We start from the raw sequence: 20,524 nt of genomic DNA, 5'->3' as shown, positions 1-20,524 counted from the left end.
TCCAAAAATAACTGTATTTTTATGGTTTTGAAGCTAGAAAAGAATGATATTATTCAACATAACGAAAAATTCATGTTGCAAATTCCTTAAAACCCAACAATATTTATATTTTTGTAATCTGAAAAACTAAAAAGAATGAATCTTCACGAATATCAAGCAAAACAAATTTTAAGTAAGTATGGTGTTAAAGTACAACGAGGAATAGTTGCAACAACACCAGATGAAGCTGTTGAAGCTGCACAAGAGTTAACCAAAGAAACGGGCACATCTTGGCATGTTGTAAAAGCCCAAATCCACGCAGGTGGACGCGGTAAAGGTGGCGGAGTAAAACTTGCTAAAAGTTTAGAAGAAGTAAAAGAAAAGGCTACGGATATTATCGGTATGCAATTGATAACCCCACAAACTCCACCAGAAGGAAAGAAAGTAAATCAGGTATTAATCGCTGAAGATGTTTACTATCCTGGAGAATCTGAAATAGAAGAATTCTACGTTTCAGTATTATTAAACCGTGCAACTGGAAGAAATATGTTTATGTATTCAACCGAAGGGGGGATGGATATCGAGGCAGTTGCAGAAGCTACTCCAGAAAAAATCTTCACCGAAGAAATTGACCCTGCAGTTGGTTTAACAGGTTTCCAAGCTGCAAATATTGCCTTCAACTTGGGTGTAAAAGGAGCAGCTTACAAAGACATGATAAAGTTTATTCATGCACTTTACAATGCTTATATTGGGATTGACGCTTCATTGTTCGAGATCAACCCAGTACTGAAAACATCAGACGACCAAATTATGGCGGTTGATGCAAAAGTTGTTTTGGATGGTAACGCATTATTCCGTCATAAAGACTTAGCAGAATTACGTGACACTCGAGAAGAAGATCCTACCGAAGTAGAAGCTGATGCAGCGGGATTAAACTTTGTGAAGTTAGACGGAAACGTTGGTTGTATGGTAAATGGTGCTGGTTTAGCGATGGCAACAATGGATATCATTAAACTTTCTGGAGGAAACCCAGCCAACTTCCTAGACGTAGGAGGAACTGCAGACGCAGAACGTGTAGAAAAAGCATTCCGTATTATCCTGAAAGATTCCAACGTAAAAGGAATCTTGGTAAATATCTTTGGAGGAATCGTTCGTTGTGACCGAGTTGCTCAAGGAATTTTGGATGCATACAAAAACTTAGGTGACTCGATTAATGTACCTATCATTGTACGATTACAAGGTACCAATGCCGATATTGCAAGACAAATGATTAGCGAATCTGGTTTACAAGTACATGCAGTAGACACTTTACAAGATGCTGCCAACAAAGTAGCTGAAATACTGTAAACATACTGTAATAATTTTAAGAAATATTTAAGAGCTTTTGAATATTCAAAAGCTCTTTTCTTTTTGTACCTTTCACTTTACCCTAATACTCCTTTATGGATAAACAAACAATAACTATAGGTCTAACGGGCGGTATCGGATCTGGAAAATCAACAGCTGCAAAATTCTTCGAAAAAGCTGGTATACCAATTTATTACGCCGATCAACGAGCCAAAGACTTGATGAACAATAATCCCCAGCTTATCAAGAAGATAAAAAATATTTTCGGTGAAAAAGCTTACCAAGACGGAAATTTGAATCGGGTTTGGATAGCTGAAAAAAGTTTTAGCAATCCTGAAACTTTACAACAACTCAATCAGGCGGTGCACCCTATTGTCTACAAAGATTACAAACAATGGATTAGCCAGCAAGCTTCGCCATTGGTAATGAAAGAAGCTGCCATCTTGGTAGAAAGCGGATCGTACAAAAACTGTGACGAAGTAATTGTAGTAGTTGCAGATGAAAAGCGAAGAATAGAACGCGTAAGCAAGCGTGATCGCACTACACAAGAAGCGATACAGCAGAGAATGAACAATCAGTTGAGCGACGAAGAAAGAAAAAAATTTGCTACTTTTATTATAGAAAACAATGAAGGTATTGAACAATTAGAAAAACAAGTTTCTAAGATAATTGTAGCACTACGAACCAAATATCATTTGACCTAACCCTATGAAGAAAGGATTTTATAAAGTTTTGATTATTGTCATGAGCGTCGCGCTTATCGGACTGATGATCATCCAATTCTATTGGTTGAAATTAACTTTTGACTCGAGCAAAGAAAACTTCAACACCAGTGTTTATCAGGCGATGAACAATACAGTAGAAAAGATAAACAAAGGAGAACTCGAGATGTATTACAAACAATTCGAACATGTCCAGAAAGATTTCCAAAACAACCAAAACAAACCTGAAGTTTTTTCTACTCAAGCGATTAAGGATTCGGTTGGCGTTACGTATGTTCTATTTACACGGTATATTCTCGACCGTGCTATGTTGCCAATTTCTGGACAATACAATGATAGTATTACCAAAGCCGATGTTTATAAACAAGAAAGTTTGATCAAAATTCCGAAAGATACTTCGGCAATAGGTGTTTCTCCATTGAATATGAATTTCGAAGAAGCTTTTAAGAATTCTACCTACTCTATCGAACGTTTGGCTCGTATAGACGCTGGAACGAAACCTATCGAAATGAGAGTTTCACTAGAGGTTATCGATTCAATCTTCAAAAAAGAACTGAAACATCGTGGCGTGCATGCCAACCCAGAATTAGGAATTACAAAAGTAGATTCGGGTGACACGAAGATCAAAACTCATAATTTTCGTCTGGCAGATACTAATTATTCGATTCCTTTGTTTTATGACAAAGATGAACATCCCGTTTATTATTTTAACGCTTATTTTCCACAACAAGTATTTGCTATTTTAGGCCCTATTGTTCCGATTTTGGCCTTGACATTTATCTTGACCTTGATTATAATTTCTGTTTTCTCCTTGGCTATTTATTATATGCAAATGCAACGAAATATATCAGAGATAAAAACAGATTTCATCAATAACATGACTCACGAATTCAAAACTCCTATTGCAACCATCAATATTGCTTCGGACGCTTTGAAGAATGAAAAAGTTACCCAAAACCCCGAAAAAGTAAGATATTATGCAGACCTCATCAAACAAGAAAACAAACGAATGAACTCTCATGTAGAAATGGTTCTTCGAATGTCTAAACTCGAAAGAAACCAAATGGAGATGAATCTGCAAAGTGTAGACATGGATAGTATTATAGAAAATGCATTAGAACCTATTCGATTTATTGTATCTGAACGAAGTGGTACAATTTTTGAAAGTTATGAAGCAGATCAAACTATCGTAAATGGTGATTCTTTCCATTTAGAGAATATTGTGATTAATATTTTAGACAATGCACGAAAATACTCTACTGGGAAACCCGAGATATCCATCAGAACTTATAACGATGATCTGTACTTTATCCTCGAAGTGAAAGATAAAGGAATTGGGATGTCACCTTCAGTTTTACGGAAGATATTTGATCAATTTTATAGAGAAGAAACAGGAAATATACACAATGTAAAAGGACATGGACTAGGTCTTGCCTACGTGAAAAAAATTGTAGAACTGCACCACGGAGCAGTTTGGGCAGAAAGCAAATTAGGCGAAGGAAGCAAATTCTATGTAAAAATACCTTTAAAAAAATAACTATGAGCGAAAAACAAAGACTGCTTTTAGTGGAAGATGATCCAAGTTTTGGTAGTGTACTAAAAGATTATTTATTAATTAATGATTTTGATGTTACCCATGCAATTGATGGAGAAGATGGTCTTAATAAGTTTAAAGAAGGCGAATACGACTTATGCATACTGGATGTGATGATGCCAAAAAAAGACGGTTTCACGCTGGGGAAAGAAATAAAACAACTAAAACCAGAGCAACCCATCATTTTTCTTACCGCAAAAAATATGCGAGATGATGTATTGAATGGTTATAAAATTGGTGCTGATGACTATGTACTCAAACCATTCGATTCGGAAGTTTTATTGTATAAAATAAAAGCGGTTTTACAACGTAATTTTGGTGAAGAAGAAAAATTCGAACAAGAAGAGTTTACGATTGGGAAATTTCATTTCAATGCTAAACTTAGACAACTAGTTTACGAAGGAAAATCACAGAAATTATCACCAAAAGAAAACGAATTGCTTCGTTTGTTAGCAATTTATAAGAACGATTTAATGCCGCGTGAAATTGCCCTAACCCGTATTTGGCACGATGATAATTACTTTACCTCTCGTAGTATGGACGTTTACATTGCAAAATTACGCAAATACCTAAAAAAAGACCCTAATGTAGAAATTGTCAATATTCATGGTGAAGGATTTCGTTTGCTCATACAAGAAATATAAAATGATGTATCAAAACAAAAAGCACAAGATATCCCTCTAAATCTTGTGCTTTTTTCTATTGAATTAATCTAATTTTTAGGCAGACAATATTTTTTTCACTTGTTCAGAAATTGTTTTGCCATCTGCTTTACCCGCTAACTGTTTTGATGCTACTCCCATCACCTTACCCATATCTTTTGGAGAGGTCGCACCTACTTCTGCCACAATAACTTCTAAGGCACTCACCAACTCTTCCTCAGACAATTGGGCTGGTAAGAAGGCCTGGATAACTTCTGCTTGCTTCAATTCTTTCTCTTCTAATTCTGGACGATTATTGACTCTGAATTGTTCCGCTGCTTCTTTTCGTTGTTTCACTAACTTTTGCAACAATGTAATTTCGTCCTGCTCGGTTAATTCTCCTAGATTTTCACCCGAAGTTTTTGCCAATAACAATTCAGATTTTATTGCTCTTAGGGCTTCTAAAGCAACTGTATTTTTTTCTTTCATAGCAGCTTTCATTTGCTCCATGATGTTGGTCTCTAAACTCATTTGTACTTTATTTTGTTATCCAAATTTACGAAATTTCTATCTTATAATTTTTGTCCTTGTTCGATTTTCGTTCGTTGTATAAGCTGGTTTTGCTCGGATATTTTTCCTGCCCCTCTACTGTTACGAAACAAAAAAGCTCCACCTTTTCAGTACGGAGCTCCTTTTGAATTAATAAGAATATAATATAGCGATTAATCTACATTATCGTGTAAAAAATTATTAGGTTTGATTTTAGAATCAGGACCAATCATGAAGTCTGAAGGCTTATTTTCTTCTCTTTCAGAAAGATTCAATCCTTGACGCTTATACGCTGGAATCGACTCAAACTCGTCTACTTGTGCGTTATTCAAAGTGTTTTTAAATTTGAAATTAAATTGCTTCAAACGATTTCTTCGTTCTTCTATGGTCGAATTCAGTGCTTCAGAAATAGGCTTTTGGAAATCTACAATTGGTGTTTCGATTATCTCCTCTTTCATGGTTTCCACATCTTGTGCAGCCATTGAGGTTTTTTTATCCTGATTGAGACTAAAAATTACCGTCTCTTGCTTTTCTACGATAGGTTTACTCGGTTTTTGGACAAAAGAATTTTTCGGCTGATCAGGATTCGAACTTCCTATGTTTTGATAAGATGATCCGGTTTGATTTTGAGTAGAATTCTCATTATTGATTTCTGATTTTAGACGCGGTTCATATTCATCAAAATGTTTTGTTTCTTCTGATTTGTACGTAGACTCTTCATCCAAAACATACTTGGTTATGCCTTCATCATCACTTTCTTTATCCTTAATTGGTTCTTGGAACGTATCTTGGTCGTGTTGAATAAACTCGTCTTTTTCTTCTGATCTTGTACCGAAATTCAACTCGAAATTAATCGGATTTACTTTAGGGGTAAGCGGTTGATCTATCGCCAATGTTTTGGTTATAGGTTGATCTTCTTCTAGAGCATGAATAATTTTCTCTTCTTCTTTTCCTGTATATACTTGGTCATCTTTTGGGAAGCCAGTCGCCACAATTGTAATCGAAATTTCTTCACCCAAACTTGGATCTTCGCCGATACCCATGATAATATTCGCACTATGTCCAGCTTCATTTTGGATATAATCATTGATGATTCCAATTTCATCCATCGTCAATTCATTATCACCAGATAGCAATAACAATAGAACATTTTTAGCACCTGTGATTCGGTTATTATTCAGTAATGGCGAGTCTAATGCAGCCTGGATTGCTTCTTTTGCTTTGTTTTCACCTTTTGCTTTAGCAGATCCCATAATTGCGGTTCCACTATCGGCTAAAACTGTTTTGGCATCGCGTAAATCTATGTTTATCGAGTAGTTATGCGTAATAACTTCTGCAATACCTTTGGCGGCTGTTGTAAGCACTTCATCGGCTTTTGCAAATCCACTTTTGTACCCTAAATTACCGTATAACTCTCGAAGTTTATCGTTATTGATAACAATCAATGAGTCTACATTACCGCGTAGTTTTTCGATTCCCAACTCGGCTTGTTCCAACCTCATTTTACCTTCGAAATAAAATGGAGCTGTTACAATCCCTACCGTTAAGATTCCTAATTCTTTTGCAATACCTGCAATTACAGGAGCAGCACCTGTTCCAGTTCCGCCACCCATACCGGCAGTGATAAAAGCCATTTTGGTGTTGCTATCGAGGACTGTTTTTATCTGGTCCATACTTTCTAAGGCGGCTTGTTCGCCTACTTCTGGGTTTGCACCAGCTCCCAAACCTTCTGTTATAGCTTCACCTAGCTGTATTCTGATCGGAATTGAGCTATTTTCTAGTGCTTGTGCATCGGTATTACATACCACAAAGTCTACTCCTGTAATCCCTTGTTCAAACATGTAATTCACGGCGTTACTTCCGCCTCCACCAACGCCTATGACTTTTATGGCTGATGATCGGTGTTTTGGTAAGTCGAATTTGACTAGTCCTTCTGTAATATCGCTCATACTAATTCTTTTTATTAATTCTTATTTATTCAGTTAATTTTTATTCTGTTTCGTTGATCATTTGGATGAATTTGTCTGTCCACTTGGAAAAGATGTTTGATTTTTTAGGCTTTTCACTGCTTTTTACTTTAGAACCTAATTTTACTCCCATCAATTCGTCTTCTTTTTCTTCTTCTTTATTCTGATGTTTTTCTTTGTTTTCGGTTTCTGCTTTTGAGAGGTTGAGTGTTTGATCTGAAGAGCTATCTTTACTCATCGAACCAATAATATTTTCGGTCATTGGATTTGCGTAAAGTTCTTTCATCTGTTTGTTTTCTAACTCTTCAATCCCTTTCATCAATAATCCGACGGCAGTTGCATATTCTGGTCCTGATAATTCTTCAGCTTTTGCGCCAACGATATGTTCATTAGAGTAACCAATTCGTACATCCATTCCTGTAATATATTCGGTCAATTGACGAATATGTTTTAACTTAGATCCACCCCCTGTTAGTACAATTCCTGCAATGAGTTTCGAGTTTTGCTCTTCGCACCCATAGTTTTTTAGTTCTAAAAATACTTGTTCGAAGATTTCTTGTACACGAGCATTGATAATTTGCGATAATCTTTTAAGCGAAATCTCTTTTGACCCGCGCCCTTTGAGTCCTGGAATAGAAACGATTTCTGTTTCTTTATTTTCTCCTGGCCATGCAGAACCATAACGCTCTTTGAGTAGCTCCGCCTGTCTACCAATAATGGAACATCCGGTTTTGATATCCTCTGAAATTACATTTCCTCCGAACGGAATTACTGAGGTATGTCGGATTACGTTATCCTTGAAAACTGCGATATCTGTTGTTCCTCCTCCTATATCGACAAGTGCTACCCCTGCTTCTTTTTCTTCTGGACTAAGTGCTGCATTAGATGATGCAAGCGGTTCTAAGGTGATACCAGAAAGTCGTAAACCAGCATTTTTCACGCAGCGGGCAATGTTACGAATAGATGCTACTTGACCAATTACTACATGGAAATTAGCTTCTAGACGGCTACCGTACATCCCGATTGGCTCTTCGATTTCATCTTCGTTATCTACTTTATATTCTTGCGGAAGAACATGGATAATTTCTTCGCCTGGTAGCATCACCAATTTATAAACTTGATTAATCAATAAACGTAAATCTTCTTCATCGATGACTTCTTCTGCATTTAGACGAGTTATGTAATCGCTATGTTGTAAACTTCTTATGTGTTGTCCTGCAATTCCTACTGTAACTTCTTCTATTTTGATCCCAGACATTGCTTCTGCTTGCGATACAGCAAGTTTTATAGAGTTAATAGTTTGGGTAATATTGTTCACTACACCACGGTGCACGCCTAGGCTTGGTGCATGACCGTATCCTAGTATTTCGATTTTTCCGTTGTCATTTTTCTTCCCGACTAAAGCGACAATTTTGGTTGTCCCGATGTCTAATCCGACTGCGATTTTACTATTATTCATTTTCGTTTGTTTTGGTTGCCACAACTTGATTTATAAATTTAATACTGATTTTCTTATAATAATCTAATCCTACATTACCGAGGTATTGATCATAAAAAAGTTTCAGATTCTTTAGTTTCTTCTCAAAATTATATAGGGTCCCTAGCTCAATATAATAGTTTCCTTTGTTCACTATTAAATTATACGATCGTTGACCAACTTTTTGTATACCAATGATATGATTTTTTAATAAATTATCGGTGTTAATATATTGTATCAAATCACTCAATCCCACATAGTCTTCTTCTTTTACATCTCCTGCAACCATGATTACTGGTGCAGAATAAACTTTTGAGATGGGCATTCTTTTTCCATCTGTTGTTATATAAAATTCATCTTTTGCAGTGTTTACACGTGCGATTGGCTCTTTTTGTTCTATGTTTACGTGTATGTTGCCATAAATATCTTTGCTTACTTGGGCGGTATCTACGTACGGACTTTCGTTTATTTTCTTTTCCATTTCATACACATCGAGATTACCGATTGGTGTATCCATGATTGGCTGACCGTCTTCTTCTATGATATTTTTCACGATACTATCATTCAAAAAATAATTATTTTTTTGATGTTCGATAATAACTTTCAATGACTCTACTTTTCGGCATGCATTTTTTCTTACCGAAAAACCGACCAAAACACCTAGAATTACTAATCCCAAGAAGACTTTTAATATTTTTAATTTAGTTTTCATTTAGCCATTCTTTTATGGGATTCACTAAGGTATCGATATTTCCAGCGCCTGCAGTGAGCAATATATCAAATTTCTTGGTTTTTAATAGGTCCATTGCTCCTTCTAAACTACAAACTTTTTTTTGGTCTAGCGTAATTTTAGACAATAGCCACTCAGAAGTAACGCCTTCTATCGGGAGTTCTCTTGCTGGATAGATGTCTAATAAAACTAACTCATCTACTGCTGATAGGCTTTCTGCAAATTCGTTTACAAAATCACGTGTTCTTGTATACAAATGTGGTTGAAAAACTAGTAGCAATTTTTTGGTAGGATACAATTCCCTTACCGATTCGATCACTGCTTTCAGTTCGTTTGGATGATGTGCATAATCATCGATATAGATTTTGTCAGTATATTCGAAACGATTGAATCGACGCTTGACACCTTTGAACTCTGCCAATGCTTCGATAATTTTCTTTTCATCGATCCCCATATAATCGGCAACAGCCAAGGCTGCCAATGCATTCTCCATATTATGTCTACCTGGTAATAGAATTCCTACATTGTGAATTTCTTTGGTTGGCGTCTGAACGTCGAATACATAGTGCCCATCTTCTATGCGTACATTTTTTGCTACATAATCAGCCTCTTCTTCTACGCCATAAGTTAAGGAATTTGAGAAATTTAATCCTTTCCGAACAAATAATTTTTCTTCTACAAGTTGTCCAAATTCATGAAAAGATTTTTCTACTTCTTTTCGTTCACCGTATATATCCAAATGATCTGCATCGATAGAAGTAATGATGGCAAGTTTTGGCGACAAGCGTAAGAAAGAACGATCGAACTCGTCGGCTTCTGCAACGGTTACTTCTCCTCCATTCAAGATGATACTAGAATGATAGTTTTCGGCAACTCCACCCAAAAATGCAGTGCTCTTTACCTCTGCAAACTTCAGCACATGCCCTAATATAGATGATGTGGTTGTTTTCCCGTGTGTTCCTGCTACGCCGATGCTGTAGGTGTGTTTGGTGATTTCTCCTAATACCTGAGAACGTTTGAGAACGGTAAAGCTATTTGCTCTGAAATAATTAAGCTCTTGATGATCAGATGGTACTGCAGGAGTATAAATCACTAAGGTATTATTAGGATTAATTTCGGGAGGAATCAACGCAACATTATCTTCGAAGTGGATTTCTATACCTTCATCCATCAAAGTTTTGGTTAATTCAGTTTGAGTTTTGTCGTAGCCCAAAACGTTTTTTCCTAATGATTTGAAATAACGTTCTAAAGCACTCATACCGATTCCTCCTGCACCGATAAAATAATAATATGTATAGTCTAAAACATTCATTATATTAATCCTAATACGATATCTACAATTTCTTTGGTGGCATTTGGTTTTGCCAATTTATTTATATTTTCACCTAAACGTTTTTGTTTCTCTTTATCGTTTGCTAATAACAGAACTTCTGTAACTAAACGTGTTTTGGCTTGTTCGTCGCTCAGCATTAATGCTGCATCAGCTTCTACCAAAGCTTGTGCATTTTTGGTCTGATGATCTTCTGCTGCAGTTGGTAATGGAATCAGTACCACTGATTTCCCAACCATTTCTAGCTCTGATATGGCCATTGCTCCGGCTCGCGATACAATTGTATCAGCTGCTGCATAGGCATCTTGCATATCATAAATAAATTCTGCCAAATGAATCATCGGATAACCATCACCCAATTTTTCTTTAATCGAGTTATAATCTAACTTTCCGGTTTGCCAAATCAACTGAACGCCCGACTGTGCAAGCTGATTGATGTTGGCCAGCCAAGCATTGTTAATTGCTCTAGACCCTTGACTTCCTCCTACACTTAGCACCGTTGGTTTTGTTGGGTCTAAGTGAAATTTACGGATCGATTCTTCTCTATCGGGTAAGTTCTGAAACATATCTACCCGAATCGGATTCCCAGTATAATGAGTTTTCTCTTTCGGGAACTGTGGAATTTCTTCGTACGCTGTGCAAATTGCCGATGCTTTTCTCATCAGTAACTTATTGGTCACACCTGGATACGAATTTTGTTCTTGCAATACATAAGGAATTTTATGTTTACCAACTTCCCATAACATCGGGCCAGAAGCATATCCTCCTGTACCTACTGCAATATCAGGCTGAAATTCTTTTCTTATTTTTTTAGCCAATAAAAGTGATTTCATTAATTTTATCGGGAAATTAACATTAGCCAAAAGATTGCCACGATCGAAACCGACAATTGGCAAACCTTTTATTGTGTACCCTATTTTTGGTACTTTTTCCATCTCCATTCTTCCATCGGCACCGACAAATAATATAGCAGCATCGGGAAGTCGACGTTTGATTTCGTCGGCTATCGCTATCGCAGGGTAAATATGTCCGCCTGTTCCTCCTCCGCTGATTAATATTCTAGGCGATGTCTTCGATGACTTCTTCACTGTTTAATTCTTTTTCTAATTCTATTTCTTCTTTCGATTTGATTTTTGTACTCACACTGAGAATTACTCCAAACGATATACAGGTCATCCACAAGGATGTTCCTCCATAACTTATTAATGGTAGGGGCTGTCCTGTTACAGGAAATAAACTAACGGCTACTGCCATATTAACAAATGCCTGTATGATGATCGGCATCCCCACCGCAAAAACTAAGAGAGTTCCAAAGATAGTATGTATTTTAGTGGCAATTACACAAATTCTATAAAGAATAAATGTAAAAACTCCTATGAGAAACAGGGCTCCGAATAAGCCATATTCTTCCACAATTATTGCGAAAATAAAATCGGATGAGGACTGTGGTAGAGTTTGTTTAAAGACGCTTTTTCCTGGTCCAGCCATTTCTACCAATCCTTTTGCTATTGCAGCTTTTGCACGTAATACTTGGTACCCTTCTACTCCTTCGTCATTAAAAAACTTATTAATTCTAGACATCCAAGTATGTACACGGGTATTGGGAATAAGATCTGGGAAATATAGCGCTATATAGATAAACAATCCTATCAAAATTCCACAAACTAATCCAACACCTAATAAATATTTTGTAGGAAAACCTCCTATAAACAATAGTACACCACACATAAAGAGTAGCATAAGTGCTGTAGATCCATTGGCAGGTAGGATTAATCCTACTACAACCACTATCGGAAGAAATAAATATAGAAAGATATTTTGGAGATTTGGCTGCTTGTTTCTGTTGATGGTAAGGTATCTTGCAATGTAAATTAACAAGGCTTGGGATGCCAAAACCGAAGGCTGAATACCTACCCCAATTCCTGGTATAGATAACCAACGTGCTGCATTAGCTCCCTCTATGGTAGTACCCATTAGGGCTGTGAATAACAAGATGATAGAAGTGATAAAAACTCCAAAAATAGCTATTACACCAAACCATTTATAATCAAATCGTTGTACGAAAAAAATAATCAACAAACCACCTAATAGGAAACCTGCATGTTTTATCATATGAGACAAAACGGTACCCGAACCCACTGTGTACACCAAGTTCGAGCTTGCTGAATAGACAGGTAAAAATGAGAACAAAGCAAGCAAAATAATAAATGCCCACAATGCTTTGTCACCTTTTAGGTTGTTTTGGATAATGTTTCGCATTCGTTTATAATTCTTTTACTTCTTTTTTAAATTGGTTTCCGCGATCTTGGTAACTTGTAAACAAGTCGAAACTTGCACAAGCGGGAGATAACAAAACGGTATCACCTTTTTCACCATACATATAAGCTGCGCGTACTGCGTCTTTCATTGTTTTGGTTTCGGTGATTTTTTCTACAACCCCCGAAAAGGCTTCGATAATTTTATGATTATCAACCCCAAGACAAACTATAGCTTTTACTTTTTTCTTGACAAAAGGCATTAGTTCGCTATAATCATTCCCTTTATCGGTTCCTCCGACAATCCAAATAACAGGATTTTTCATACTTTCTAATGCAAAATAGGTTGCGTTAACGTTGGTTGCTTTACTGTCGTTGATAAATTCTATTCCACCAATTTTCAGTACATTTTCTAGTCGGTGTTCTACCGACTTAAAATCGGATAAGCTACGCTTTATCACATCCTTTCTTATTTTCAAAATATTGGCTGCTGTAGCTGCAGCTAAAGAATTCGACACATTGTGTTTTCCTATCAATCCAAGATCTGCTATTGGCATTAGGAAACTGTTATCATTATCTTTTATTTCGAAAATCTTTTCGTTTGCATACGCTTTCTGTTTTTTATCTTTCATAGAAAAAGATGTTTTATTGGCTTTTATTTTTAGTTCTTTTATTAGCTCGTTAATCTTCTCATCATCTACATTGTACACGAAATATTCTTTATCGGTTTGGTTTTCTGTAATACGAAATTTAGAGTGAGCATACTTATCAAAATTATTCTCGTACCGATCTAAGTGATCAGGTGTAATATTTAGTATTATTGCGATATAAGGCTTGAAAAATCGAATGTCATCCAACTGAAAACTACTGATTTCTATCACATAATACTCATGAGGATCTTCTGCGACTAATTGCGCAAAACTTTTCCCGATATTTCCGCACAAGCCTACATCTAGACCTGCTTCTTTCATGATATGATACATGAGCGAAGTGGTCGTAGTCTTTCCGTTACTCCCGGTAATGGCTATTATTTTAGATTCGGTGAATCTCGAGGCAAATTCGATTTCAGAAATCACTTCTATTTGCTTGGCTTTTAGGGCCATTATCAAAGGTACGTTTTCTGGGATTCCTGGACTTTTTACCACTAAGTCTGCCGACATTATTTTTGCTTCGGTATGATGAGCAAACTCATATTCTATTTGATGTTCATCCAATATTCTCTTATAGTTATCTTTTAGCACTCCTCGGTCTGACAAGAAAACCTGATAACCTTCTTTTTTTCCCAAGATTGCTGCGCCAACCCCGCTCTCTCCTCCACCTAATATTACCAACTTTTTCATTATCTTATTTTTAGAGTGATGATGGCAACAATCGCTAAGAAAATTCCTACGATGATGGCACGGTTAACTATTTTACTTTCGTGATAACCCAATTTCTGGAAATGGTGATGCAATGGGGACATCAGAAAGATTCTTCTTCCTTCTCCGTACTTTCGTTTGGTATATTTGAAGTAGGACACCTGCATCATCACTGATAAGCTTTCTGCAAAGAAAATTCCGCACAATACTGGCAGCATCAATTCTTTTCTGACTATTAGTGCCAAAACAGCAATCAGCCCACCAATAGTTAAACTACCTGTATCGCCCATAAACACTTGGGCTGGATAGGTATTGTACCATAGAAAACCTATTAAACCTCCGATAAAAGCACCGCAGAAAATGAGTACTTCTTCTGATCGTGGAATAAACATAATGTTGAGATAATCGGCAAATACGATATTCCCAGATACAAATACAAAAAGTGATAGAGCCAAGACTATTACAGATGAAGTTCCTGCGGCCAAGCCGTCGATTCCGTCGGTAAGATTTGCCCCATTTGATACGGCTGTTATAATAAAAATAACTGCAAAAACGAACACAAATAGAACCACCCAAGAATATTGCTCTTTCTGATGGTCGTCTAGAAAGAACAGAATATCTCCATAGTTGAACTCGTTACCTTTGAGGAATGGAACAGTTGTATCTAAGCTTTTTTCTTCTTCGCCAAAGCGGACTATTTGATAACTATTCTCTAAATGTTCGGTTTTATTTTCTTGATGTTTCACTGTTACTTGAGGACTGAAATACAGGGTTAATCCTACTAAAACCCCTAAACCTACCTGTCCGAGTATCTTAAATTTACCTTTTAGTCCTTCTTTATTTTTTTTGAAGACTTTGATATAATCGTCTATAAAACCAATCACTCCAAGCCAAAGCGTAGAGATAAGCAACAGGATGATATAAATATTTTCGAGTTTTGCGAACAACAAAGTCGGGACGATAATCGCCAATATAATGATGATACCACCCATTGTTGGCGTTCCTGTTTTTTCTTTTTGTCCGGTCAATCCCAAATCGCGAACGATCTCTCCCATTTGTTCTCTACGTAGATAATTGATGATTTTTTTCCCATAGAATAAACTTATCACCATTGCCAACAAAACCGCACAGGCAGCTCTAAATGAGGTGTACTGAAAAATCCTTGCTCCAGGAAAATGGTATTGTTCATGTAAAAAATCAAATAAATAGTATAACATATTATTTATTTAGTTGGTGACTTAATTCTTTTGCAACTTCTACATCCGAGAAGTGATTTCTTACTCCGTTTATTTCTTGATAGGTTTCGTGACCTTTTCCTGCAATAAGAATAATGTCGTGTTTCTGACTCATTTTCAGTGCAGTTTTTATTGCTTCCTTCCGATCCGTAATTTTCAATGTTTTATTATAAAACTGTGGCTCTACTCCGGCTTCCATATCGGCCAAAATGGCTTCAGGATTTTCGGTACGAGGATTATCTGACGTAAAAATTGCTAAATCTGATTTTCGAGCTGCAATATCGGCCATTTCTGGTCGTTTTGTTTTATCGCGATCACCTCCGCACCCTACCACGGTTATCAATTGCTCGTTTTTGGTGCGTATCCCCTCTATCGTATCCAATACATTCTCTAGCGCGTCTGGTGTATGTGCATAATCGACTATTATTACACGATCGCCTTGAGTATGAAAAGTCTGGAAACGTCCTTCTACACTCCCCAAAACACTCAAAATCGTTAAGACCTCTGTATCCTCTTGCCCCAACAAATGTGCAATACCGTATACCAACAAAAGGTTATACGCGTTGAATTGCCCTATCAGGTTGGTCCAAAATTCTTGCTGATTAAAATTGAGCAGCATTCCATCAAATCGAGATTCTAGGATTTTACCTTTAAATTCAGCATCGCCCTTTAACGTAAAGAAATGTTTACTTGCTACAGTATTTTGTAACATTACACGGCCATTTCTATCATCCAAATTCACCAAAGCTTTTGTTGAAGCCGGTAATTCATCAAAGAATTTCTTTTTCGCTTGAATATAATTTTGGAAAGTGATATGATAATCTAGATGATCGTGCGTTATATTGGTAAAAGCCGCCACCCGAAAGTATAAACCAGCTATTCTATTTTGTACAATACCGTGCGAACTAACTTCCATAAAAGCATATTCACACCCTTTATCTACCGCTTGACGGAATATTCTGTTCAGGGTTACTATATCTGGTGTTGTATTTTGGGTAGGAATGATGTCACCATCTACAACTATCTGAATAGTTGATACCAATACCGAAGCATACCCTAATTTGGTAAAAAGCTCATACAGCAAACTTGTTGTGGTTGTTTTCCCATTGGTACCTGTAATGCCCACCAATTGCAAGTTTTTGGTAGGATTATCGTAATAATTAGAAGCCATCACGCCTAGAGCTATTGAGGCATCTTCCACCAAAACATAAACTATATTTTCTTTTTGTATCTCTGGAAGAACTTCGCACACGATTACCGACACTCCTATCTCTGTAACTTGTTCTATATACGAATGTCCATCGGTTTGCGTTCCTTTTATTGCGACAAAAACATCCCCCTTTTTAGCTTTTCGCGAATCGAAAATTAATTCACCAACAAGCACACCTTCGGCATCACCAATAGTTTTGATGATGGAAAGGTTAGTTAAGATGGTTGTTAGTTGTTTCATTATTTTAATACTAAATAAATCGTTTCACCTTTTTTGAACTTTGTACCATTCGGTAGAGACTGGCTAGTAACTTTTCCGATTCCGGTATAGCGAACATCGAGTCCTAGATTTTCTAACGTTGGAATTACCTCACTTCCAGAATATCCTACCACATTTGGCACTATTTTTTTCGACATATCCACATTCAGTTTTAATGAATTTGCCAATTGAGTTGTTAGATTTTTACCATTGGAATTAGGCTGTACACTTTTTGGTGTTTTCGAATACACCCAGTCAGAAATACGTTTAAAAACAGGTGCTGTCACTCGCCCTCCGTAATATCCTTTGCTTCTGTCGGGCTTATGAATAACGACAATAGAAGAATATTTCGGATTATCTGCTGGGAAATATCCAGCAAAAGATGCTCTGTATTGCATTGGTTGATTTTTTAGCCAATACTCTACTCTTGCTGTTCCTGTTTTCCCTGCTATAGAATAATTTTCGGTAAAAATATTTGCAGCTGTACCTCCTTGCTCCACGGCACCTGTCAACATATGCTGCATAGCACGCACATTCTCTAAGCTAGAAATTCTTTCGACTAGAATTTCGGGTTCATATACTATTTCGGGCTCTCCTTTTCTCACTACCTTATCCATAAAAAGAGGTTTCAGCATTACCCCATCATTTGCAATTGCATTATAAAATGTTAGAATCTGAATTGGAGTCATTCGAAATCCATAACCATATGCCATCACCGGTAGCGTTACTTTACTCCAAGTAGGATCTTTTGGCCCGATGATTCTCGGCTCTGCTTCTCCAGGAATATCAACACCTAGTGATTTGTCCAATTTCCATTCGTGCAGTTTTTTCAAGAATTTCTCTGGCTCTGCACCGTAAGCATTATTGATTAATTTCGCTGTTCCGATATTTGATGATTTTTTTATTACTCCATCCACAGTCAGGGTTCCATATCCACGGCTATCAGTAATAGTTCTGTTATATAGTCGGTAAGATCCATTTCCTACTACCACTGTAGATTCTGCATTGAAGTACCCATCATCCATACCGGCCAATATAGAAACCGGCTTGAAGGTTGAGCCAGGCTCAGCTGCTTCCCCAACAGCATAGTTATACACATCTAGATAAGATCCATCTTGCATACGAGACAGATTGACGATTGCTCGTATTTTTCCGGTACTTACCTCCATCACTACTACACATCCGTGTTCTGCATTATATTCCGCCAACTGATCGTGCAAAGCATCGTAAGCTATCATTTGTAAATCAGCATCGATAGTAGTATAAACAGAAGATCCTGGAATCGGTTCTTGCTCCCAGTTTTTAAAAGGTTTCCAAGTTCCATTCCCCATTTTCTGCTCCATCCGAATACCTTCACGCCCTTTCAGTAGACTACTGTAAGCACCTTCTAATCCGGTTTTGCCACGTGCATCATCAAACCCAATAGTCCTTGCTCCGACATCGCGCACAATAAGTTCTCGTTTATTTTCTGTTTCGTGAATAAATCCACCTTTTATTTGCCCTTTATTGAAAATTGGAAAACTTTTGATTCGCTGGTATTGTTCGTAATCGAGATTTTTCACCAAACGCATGTATCGATTACCTTTTTTTCTTTCTTCTCTAAAACGTTTTTCATACTCTGCTGCAGGTTTACCAAACATGATAGAAAGTGAATCAGACAGTGCTTTTATTTCTGTTTCAAACAAGTCATCTTTTATGGTTTTTAAATCCACAAAAACATTATGTTTTGTTACCGTAGTTGCCAACAAAGCTCCGTTCGATGCATACAAGTTTCCTCTTTCCGCTTCTTCTGTCGCCAATCGGAAGTTGTTTTCTTGTGCAAACTCATCGAGCTCGTCTCCCTCTACTAGCTTTATACGCAACATAGCAACAACTATGAGCACAGCCCAAATAACCATTAGAAAGGCAATAAACCAACCACGTAAAAGCGCAGTATTTCTATTCTTCAACATAGACTTTCTCGATTAACACATAAGGTTGCGAACTTGGCAACTCTAAGCCTAATTGCTGTGTATGCGAAATAATAGACGACTCTAGCTGTAGCTGCATCAACTCACTATGCTTATCTGTATACTGAGTTTTCAGATCGCTTACCGAATTTTTCAGCTCTGCAATACGCACTACTTTTTTGTCTACCGAATGCGCACTGGTAATACTAATAAAAGCTAAGCCCACTAGAAACAACATGAATTTCCAGTTTTGCCCCGCAGTATCGTTAGTCAAAAACTCTCCACGTAAAAAGCCTGCAAAAGTTTTCTTTTTTACTTTTGTATTTTTTCTTTTCTTGGCCATGATTAGTATTTTACAGCAATCCTCATTTTCGCACTTCTCGCTCTCGAATTTTCTTCGATCTCTTTTTCACTTGGCACAATCACTTTTGACTGTAATGGTTTGAAGGGCGCTGACCAATTCCCGTAGATATCGCGCTCTGGCTCACCTTCAAACACGCCATTTCTCATATACCTCTTCACCAAACGATCTTCTAATGAATGATACGAAATCACTACTAAACGACCCTCTGGACGAACTATCTCTCCCGACTGCAACAGCATTTCGCGTAAGGCAGCCATCTCATCATTCACCTCTATTCGCAAAGCCTGAAAAACTTGCGCAAAGAATTTATTTTCTTTGTTTTTGGGTATAAATGAAAAGATATCTTTTAAATGTTCTATAGTTTCAATCGACTGATTATTTCTTGCTTTAATAATTTCAGACGCCAATCGACGCGAGCCTTTTAACTCTCCGTAATTGTAGAAAATATCAGCCAATTGGTCTTCATCATACTCATTTACGATGTTTTTTGCCGATAACGATGAATTGATATTCATGCGCATATCGAGTTCACCGTCGAAACGAATAGAAAACCCTCTCTCGGGCGTATCAAATTGATGAGAAGAAACACCTAAATCGGCCAAAATCCCATCGACTTGTTTCACCCCACGAAAGCGTAAATTATTTTTCAGATAACGAAAGTTTTGATCTATCAACTCGAAACGTTCGTCTTCTATTTTATTTTGTTTTGCATCCTCATCCTGATCAAAAGCATACAAACGACCGTTATCGTCTAAGCGAGAGAGAATTTCGCTCGAGTGTCCACCACCCCCAAAAGTACAATCAACATAAACACCTGAAGGATTTACGACCAATGCATCTACACTTTCTTGTAAAAGAACTGGATTATGATAACTCGAATTCATCATTTTGATTTCCCATTACCTCTTCAGCTAAATCTGCAAAACTCTCAAAGTCTGCAGAAACTACTTTTTCATACTCCTCCTTATCCCACACTTCGATAACATCGATATTGAGCACCAAAACAACATCTTTATCAATCTTAGCGAAGCCGATCAAATCTTTCGAAAGCTGAAGCCTACTATTTGCATCAACCTCAACCTCTCTTACTCCCGCTGTAAAACGACGAATAAACTCGTCGTTTTTTCTTATAAAACGATTAAGCTTATTGATTTTCGCCATCTTGGCTCTAAACTCAGCTATCGGATGAATCTCTAAACACTGCTGAAAAATAGCACGTTTCAGCACAAAGCCATCTTCCATCACCTCTGCAAGTTGCTTCTTAACTCCTGCTGGTAATGGCAAGCGACCTTTGGCGTCAACTTTACATTCATATGTCCCGAAAAGAGAATTCATCAATATTTTTTTCAAAAATAGAAAATATTTTACCACAATTTACCATTTTTTACCACATTGTTGATAACTTTTTCCACTTTATCTGAAAATAGTTTAGTACAAAGTAACTTTTTAACTGTATTGATTTCTTCTGTAAGTATGATATCTTCAATAAAAATGGACTAAAAAACTGATTTTTAATTTTTTAAAAAACTTTCGGGGTAAAGACATTTTTTTAAACGATT

The 20,524-nt window shown here is 36.9% G+C and carries 18 protein-coding genes; 4 read left to right on the top strand and 14 right to left on the bottom strand.

Annotation, left to right across the window (positions count from 1 at the left end; all coding sequences use genetic code 11):
• The first annotated feature begins 135 nt into the window (after window positions 1–135).
• The 4 genes from sucC to HMPREF2660_RS05245 all read left to right on the top strand — a co-directional run bounded on the left by sucC (window position 136) and on the right by HMPREF2660_RS05245 (window position 4,286).
• A complete protein-coding gene (sucC, locus tag HMPREF2660_RS05260) occupies window positions 136–1,326 on the top strand; it encodes an ADP-forming succinate--CoA ligase subunit beta (RefSeq protein WP_070485956.1) in 1,191 nt (396 codons plus the stop codon).
• A gap of 95 nt (window positions 1,327–1,421) precedes the next feature.
• Window positions 1,422–2,030 (top strand): dephospho-CoA kinase, encoded by a 609-nt coding sequence (gene coaE, locus HMPREF2660_RS05255; RefSeq protein WP_070485954.1) that lies wholly within the window; start codon window positions 1,422–1,424, stop codon window positions 2,028–2,030.
• A gap of 4 nt (window positions 2,031–2,034) precedes the next feature.
• The gene (locus tag HMPREF2660_RS05250; protein ID WP_070485952.1) at window positions 2,035–3,585 is read left to right on the top strand and encodes a sensor histidine kinase; all 1,551 of its coding nucleotides are present in this window, start codon (window positions 2,035–2,037) and stop codon (window positions 3,583–3,585) included.
• A 2-nt stretch (window positions 3,586–3,587) separates the two neighbouring features.
• A complete protein-coding gene (locus tag HMPREF2660_RS05245; RefSeq protein ID WP_013597784.1) occupies window positions 3,588–4,286 on the top strand; it encodes a response regulator transcription factor in 699 nt (232 codons plus the stop codon).
• Between the two features lie 75 nt (window positions 4,287–4,361).
• Here HMPREF2660_RS05245 and HMPREF2660_RS05240 read toward each other — a convergent pair whose 3' ends face one another.
• The 14 genes from HMPREF2660_RS05240 to mraZ form a co-directional block, all read right to left on the bottom strand.
• Window positions 4,362–4,814, bottom strand: a complete 453-nt coding sequence (locus HMPREF2660_RS05240; RefSeq protein ID WP_013597785.1) for a GatB/YqeY domain-containing protein — start codon at window positions 4,812–4,814, stop codon at window positions 4,362–4,364.
• Between the two features lie 191 nt (window positions 4,815–5,005).
• A complete protein-coding gene (gene ftsZ / locus HMPREF2660_RS05235) occupies window positions 5,006–6,781 on the bottom strand; it encodes a cell division protein FtsZ (protein ID WP_070485950.1) in 1,776 nt (591 codons plus the stop codon).
• Between the two features lie 40 nt (window positions 6,782–6,821).
• Window positions 6,822–8,258 (bottom strand): cell division protein FtsA, encoded by a 1,437-nt coding sequence (ftsA, locus tag HMPREF2660_RS05230; RefSeq protein ID WP_070485948.1) that lies wholly within the window; start codon window positions 8,256–8,258, stop codon window positions 6,822–6,824.
• A complete protein-coding gene (locus HMPREF2660_RS05225) occupies window positions 8,251–8,988 on the bottom strand; it encodes a cell division protein FtsQ/DivIB (RefSeq protein WP_013597788.1) in 738 nt (245 codons plus the stop codon). Before HMPREF2660_RS05225 ends, ftsA begins: the two co-directional genes overlap by 8 nt.
• Complete coding sequence (gene murC, locus HMPREF2660_RS05220; RefSeq protein WP_070485947.1) at window positions 8,978–10,318, bottom strand: UDP-N-acetylmuramate--L-alanine ligase; 1,341 nt, start codon at window positions 10,316–10,318, stop codon at window positions 8,978–8,980. The genes HMPREF2660_RS05225 and murC overlap by 11 nt, the downstream gene beginning before the upstream one ends.
• The gene (gene murG, locus HMPREF2660_RS05215; RefSeq protein WP_070485945.1) at window positions 10,318–11,424 is read right to left on the bottom strand and encodes an undecaprenyldiphospho-muramoylpentapeptide beta-N-acetylglucosaminyltransferase; all 1,107 of its coding nucleotides are present in this window, start codon (window positions 11,422–11,424) and stop codon (window positions 10,318–10,320) included. Before murG ends, murC begins: the two co-directional genes overlap by 1 nt.
• Window positions 11,396–12,595, bottom strand: coding sequence for an FtsW/RodA/SpoVE family cell cycle protein (locus HMPREF2660_RS05210; protein ID WP_070485943.1), 1,200 nt, complete (start codon window positions 12,593–12,595; stop codon window positions 11,396–11,398). Before HMPREF2660_RS05210 ends, murG begins: the two co-directional genes overlap by 29 nt.
• A 4-nt stretch (window positions 12,596–12,599) precedes the next feature.
• A complete protein-coding gene (murD, locus tag HMPREF2660_RS05205; RefSeq protein WP_013597792.1) occupies window positions 12,600–13,931 on the bottom strand; it encodes a UDP-N-acetylmuramoyl-L-alanine--D-glutamate ligase in 1,332 nt (443 codons plus the stop codon).
• Window positions 13,931–15,166, bottom strand: a complete 1,236-nt coding sequence (gene mraY, locus HMPREF2660_RS05200; RefSeq protein ID WP_013597793.1) for a phospho-N-acetylmuramoyl-pentapeptide-transferase — start codon at window positions 15,164–15,166, stop codon at window positions 13,931–13,933. The genes murD and mraY overlap by 1 nt, the downstream gene beginning before the upstream one ends.
• 1 nt (window position 15,167) lies before the next feature.
• Entirely contained in the window at window positions 15,168–16,634 is a 1,467-nt protein-coding gene (locus HMPREF2660_RS05195) for a UDP-N-acetylmuramoyl-L-alanyl-D-glutamate--2,6-diaminopimelate ligase (RefSeq protein WP_070485941.1), read from the bottom strand.
• Entirely contained in the window at window positions 16,634–18,604 is a 1,971-nt protein-coding gene (locus tag HMPREF2660_RS05190) for a penicillin-binding protein (RefSeq protein ID WP_013597795.1), read from the bottom strand. The genes HMPREF2660_RS05195 and HMPREF2660_RS05190 overlap by 1 nt, the downstream gene beginning before the upstream one ends.
• Window positions 18,591–18,944: an FtsL-like putative cell division protein gene (locus tag HMPREF2660_RS05185; RefSeq protein ID WP_013597796.1), complete on the bottom strand. Its 354-nt coding sequence runs from the start codon at window positions 18,942–18,944 to the stop codon at window positions 18,591–18,593. Before HMPREF2660_RS05185 ends, HMPREF2660_RS05190 begins: the two co-directional genes overlap by 14 nt.
• A 2-nt stretch (window positions 18,945–18,946) precedes the next feature.
• Window positions 18,947–19,852, bottom strand: coding sequence for a 16S rRNA (cytosine(1402)-N(4))-methyltransferase RsmH (rsmH, locus tag HMPREF2660_RS05180; protein WP_070485939.1), 906 nt, complete (start codon window positions 19,850–19,852; stop codon window positions 18,947–18,949).
• On the bottom strand, window positions 19,830–20,300 hold the full coding sequence (gene mraZ / locus HMPREF2660_RS05175; protein WP_041942057.1) for a division/cell wall cluster transcriptional repressor MraZ: 471 nt from the start codon (window positions 20,298–20,300) through the stop codon (window positions 19,830–19,832). The genes rsmH and mraZ overlap by 23 nt, the downstream gene beginning before the upstream one ends.
• Window positions 20,301–20,524: the final 224 nt, after the last annotated feature.

It is taken from the genome of Weeksella sp. HMSC059D05 (assembly GCF_001809725.1).
GTDB lineage: Bacteria > Bacteroidota > Bacteroidia > Flavobacteriales > Weeksellaceae > Weeksella > Weeksella virosa.
The sequence above is the reverse complement of the archived record's forward strand: the minus strand, read 5'-3'. Positions and strand labels throughout refer to the sequence as shown.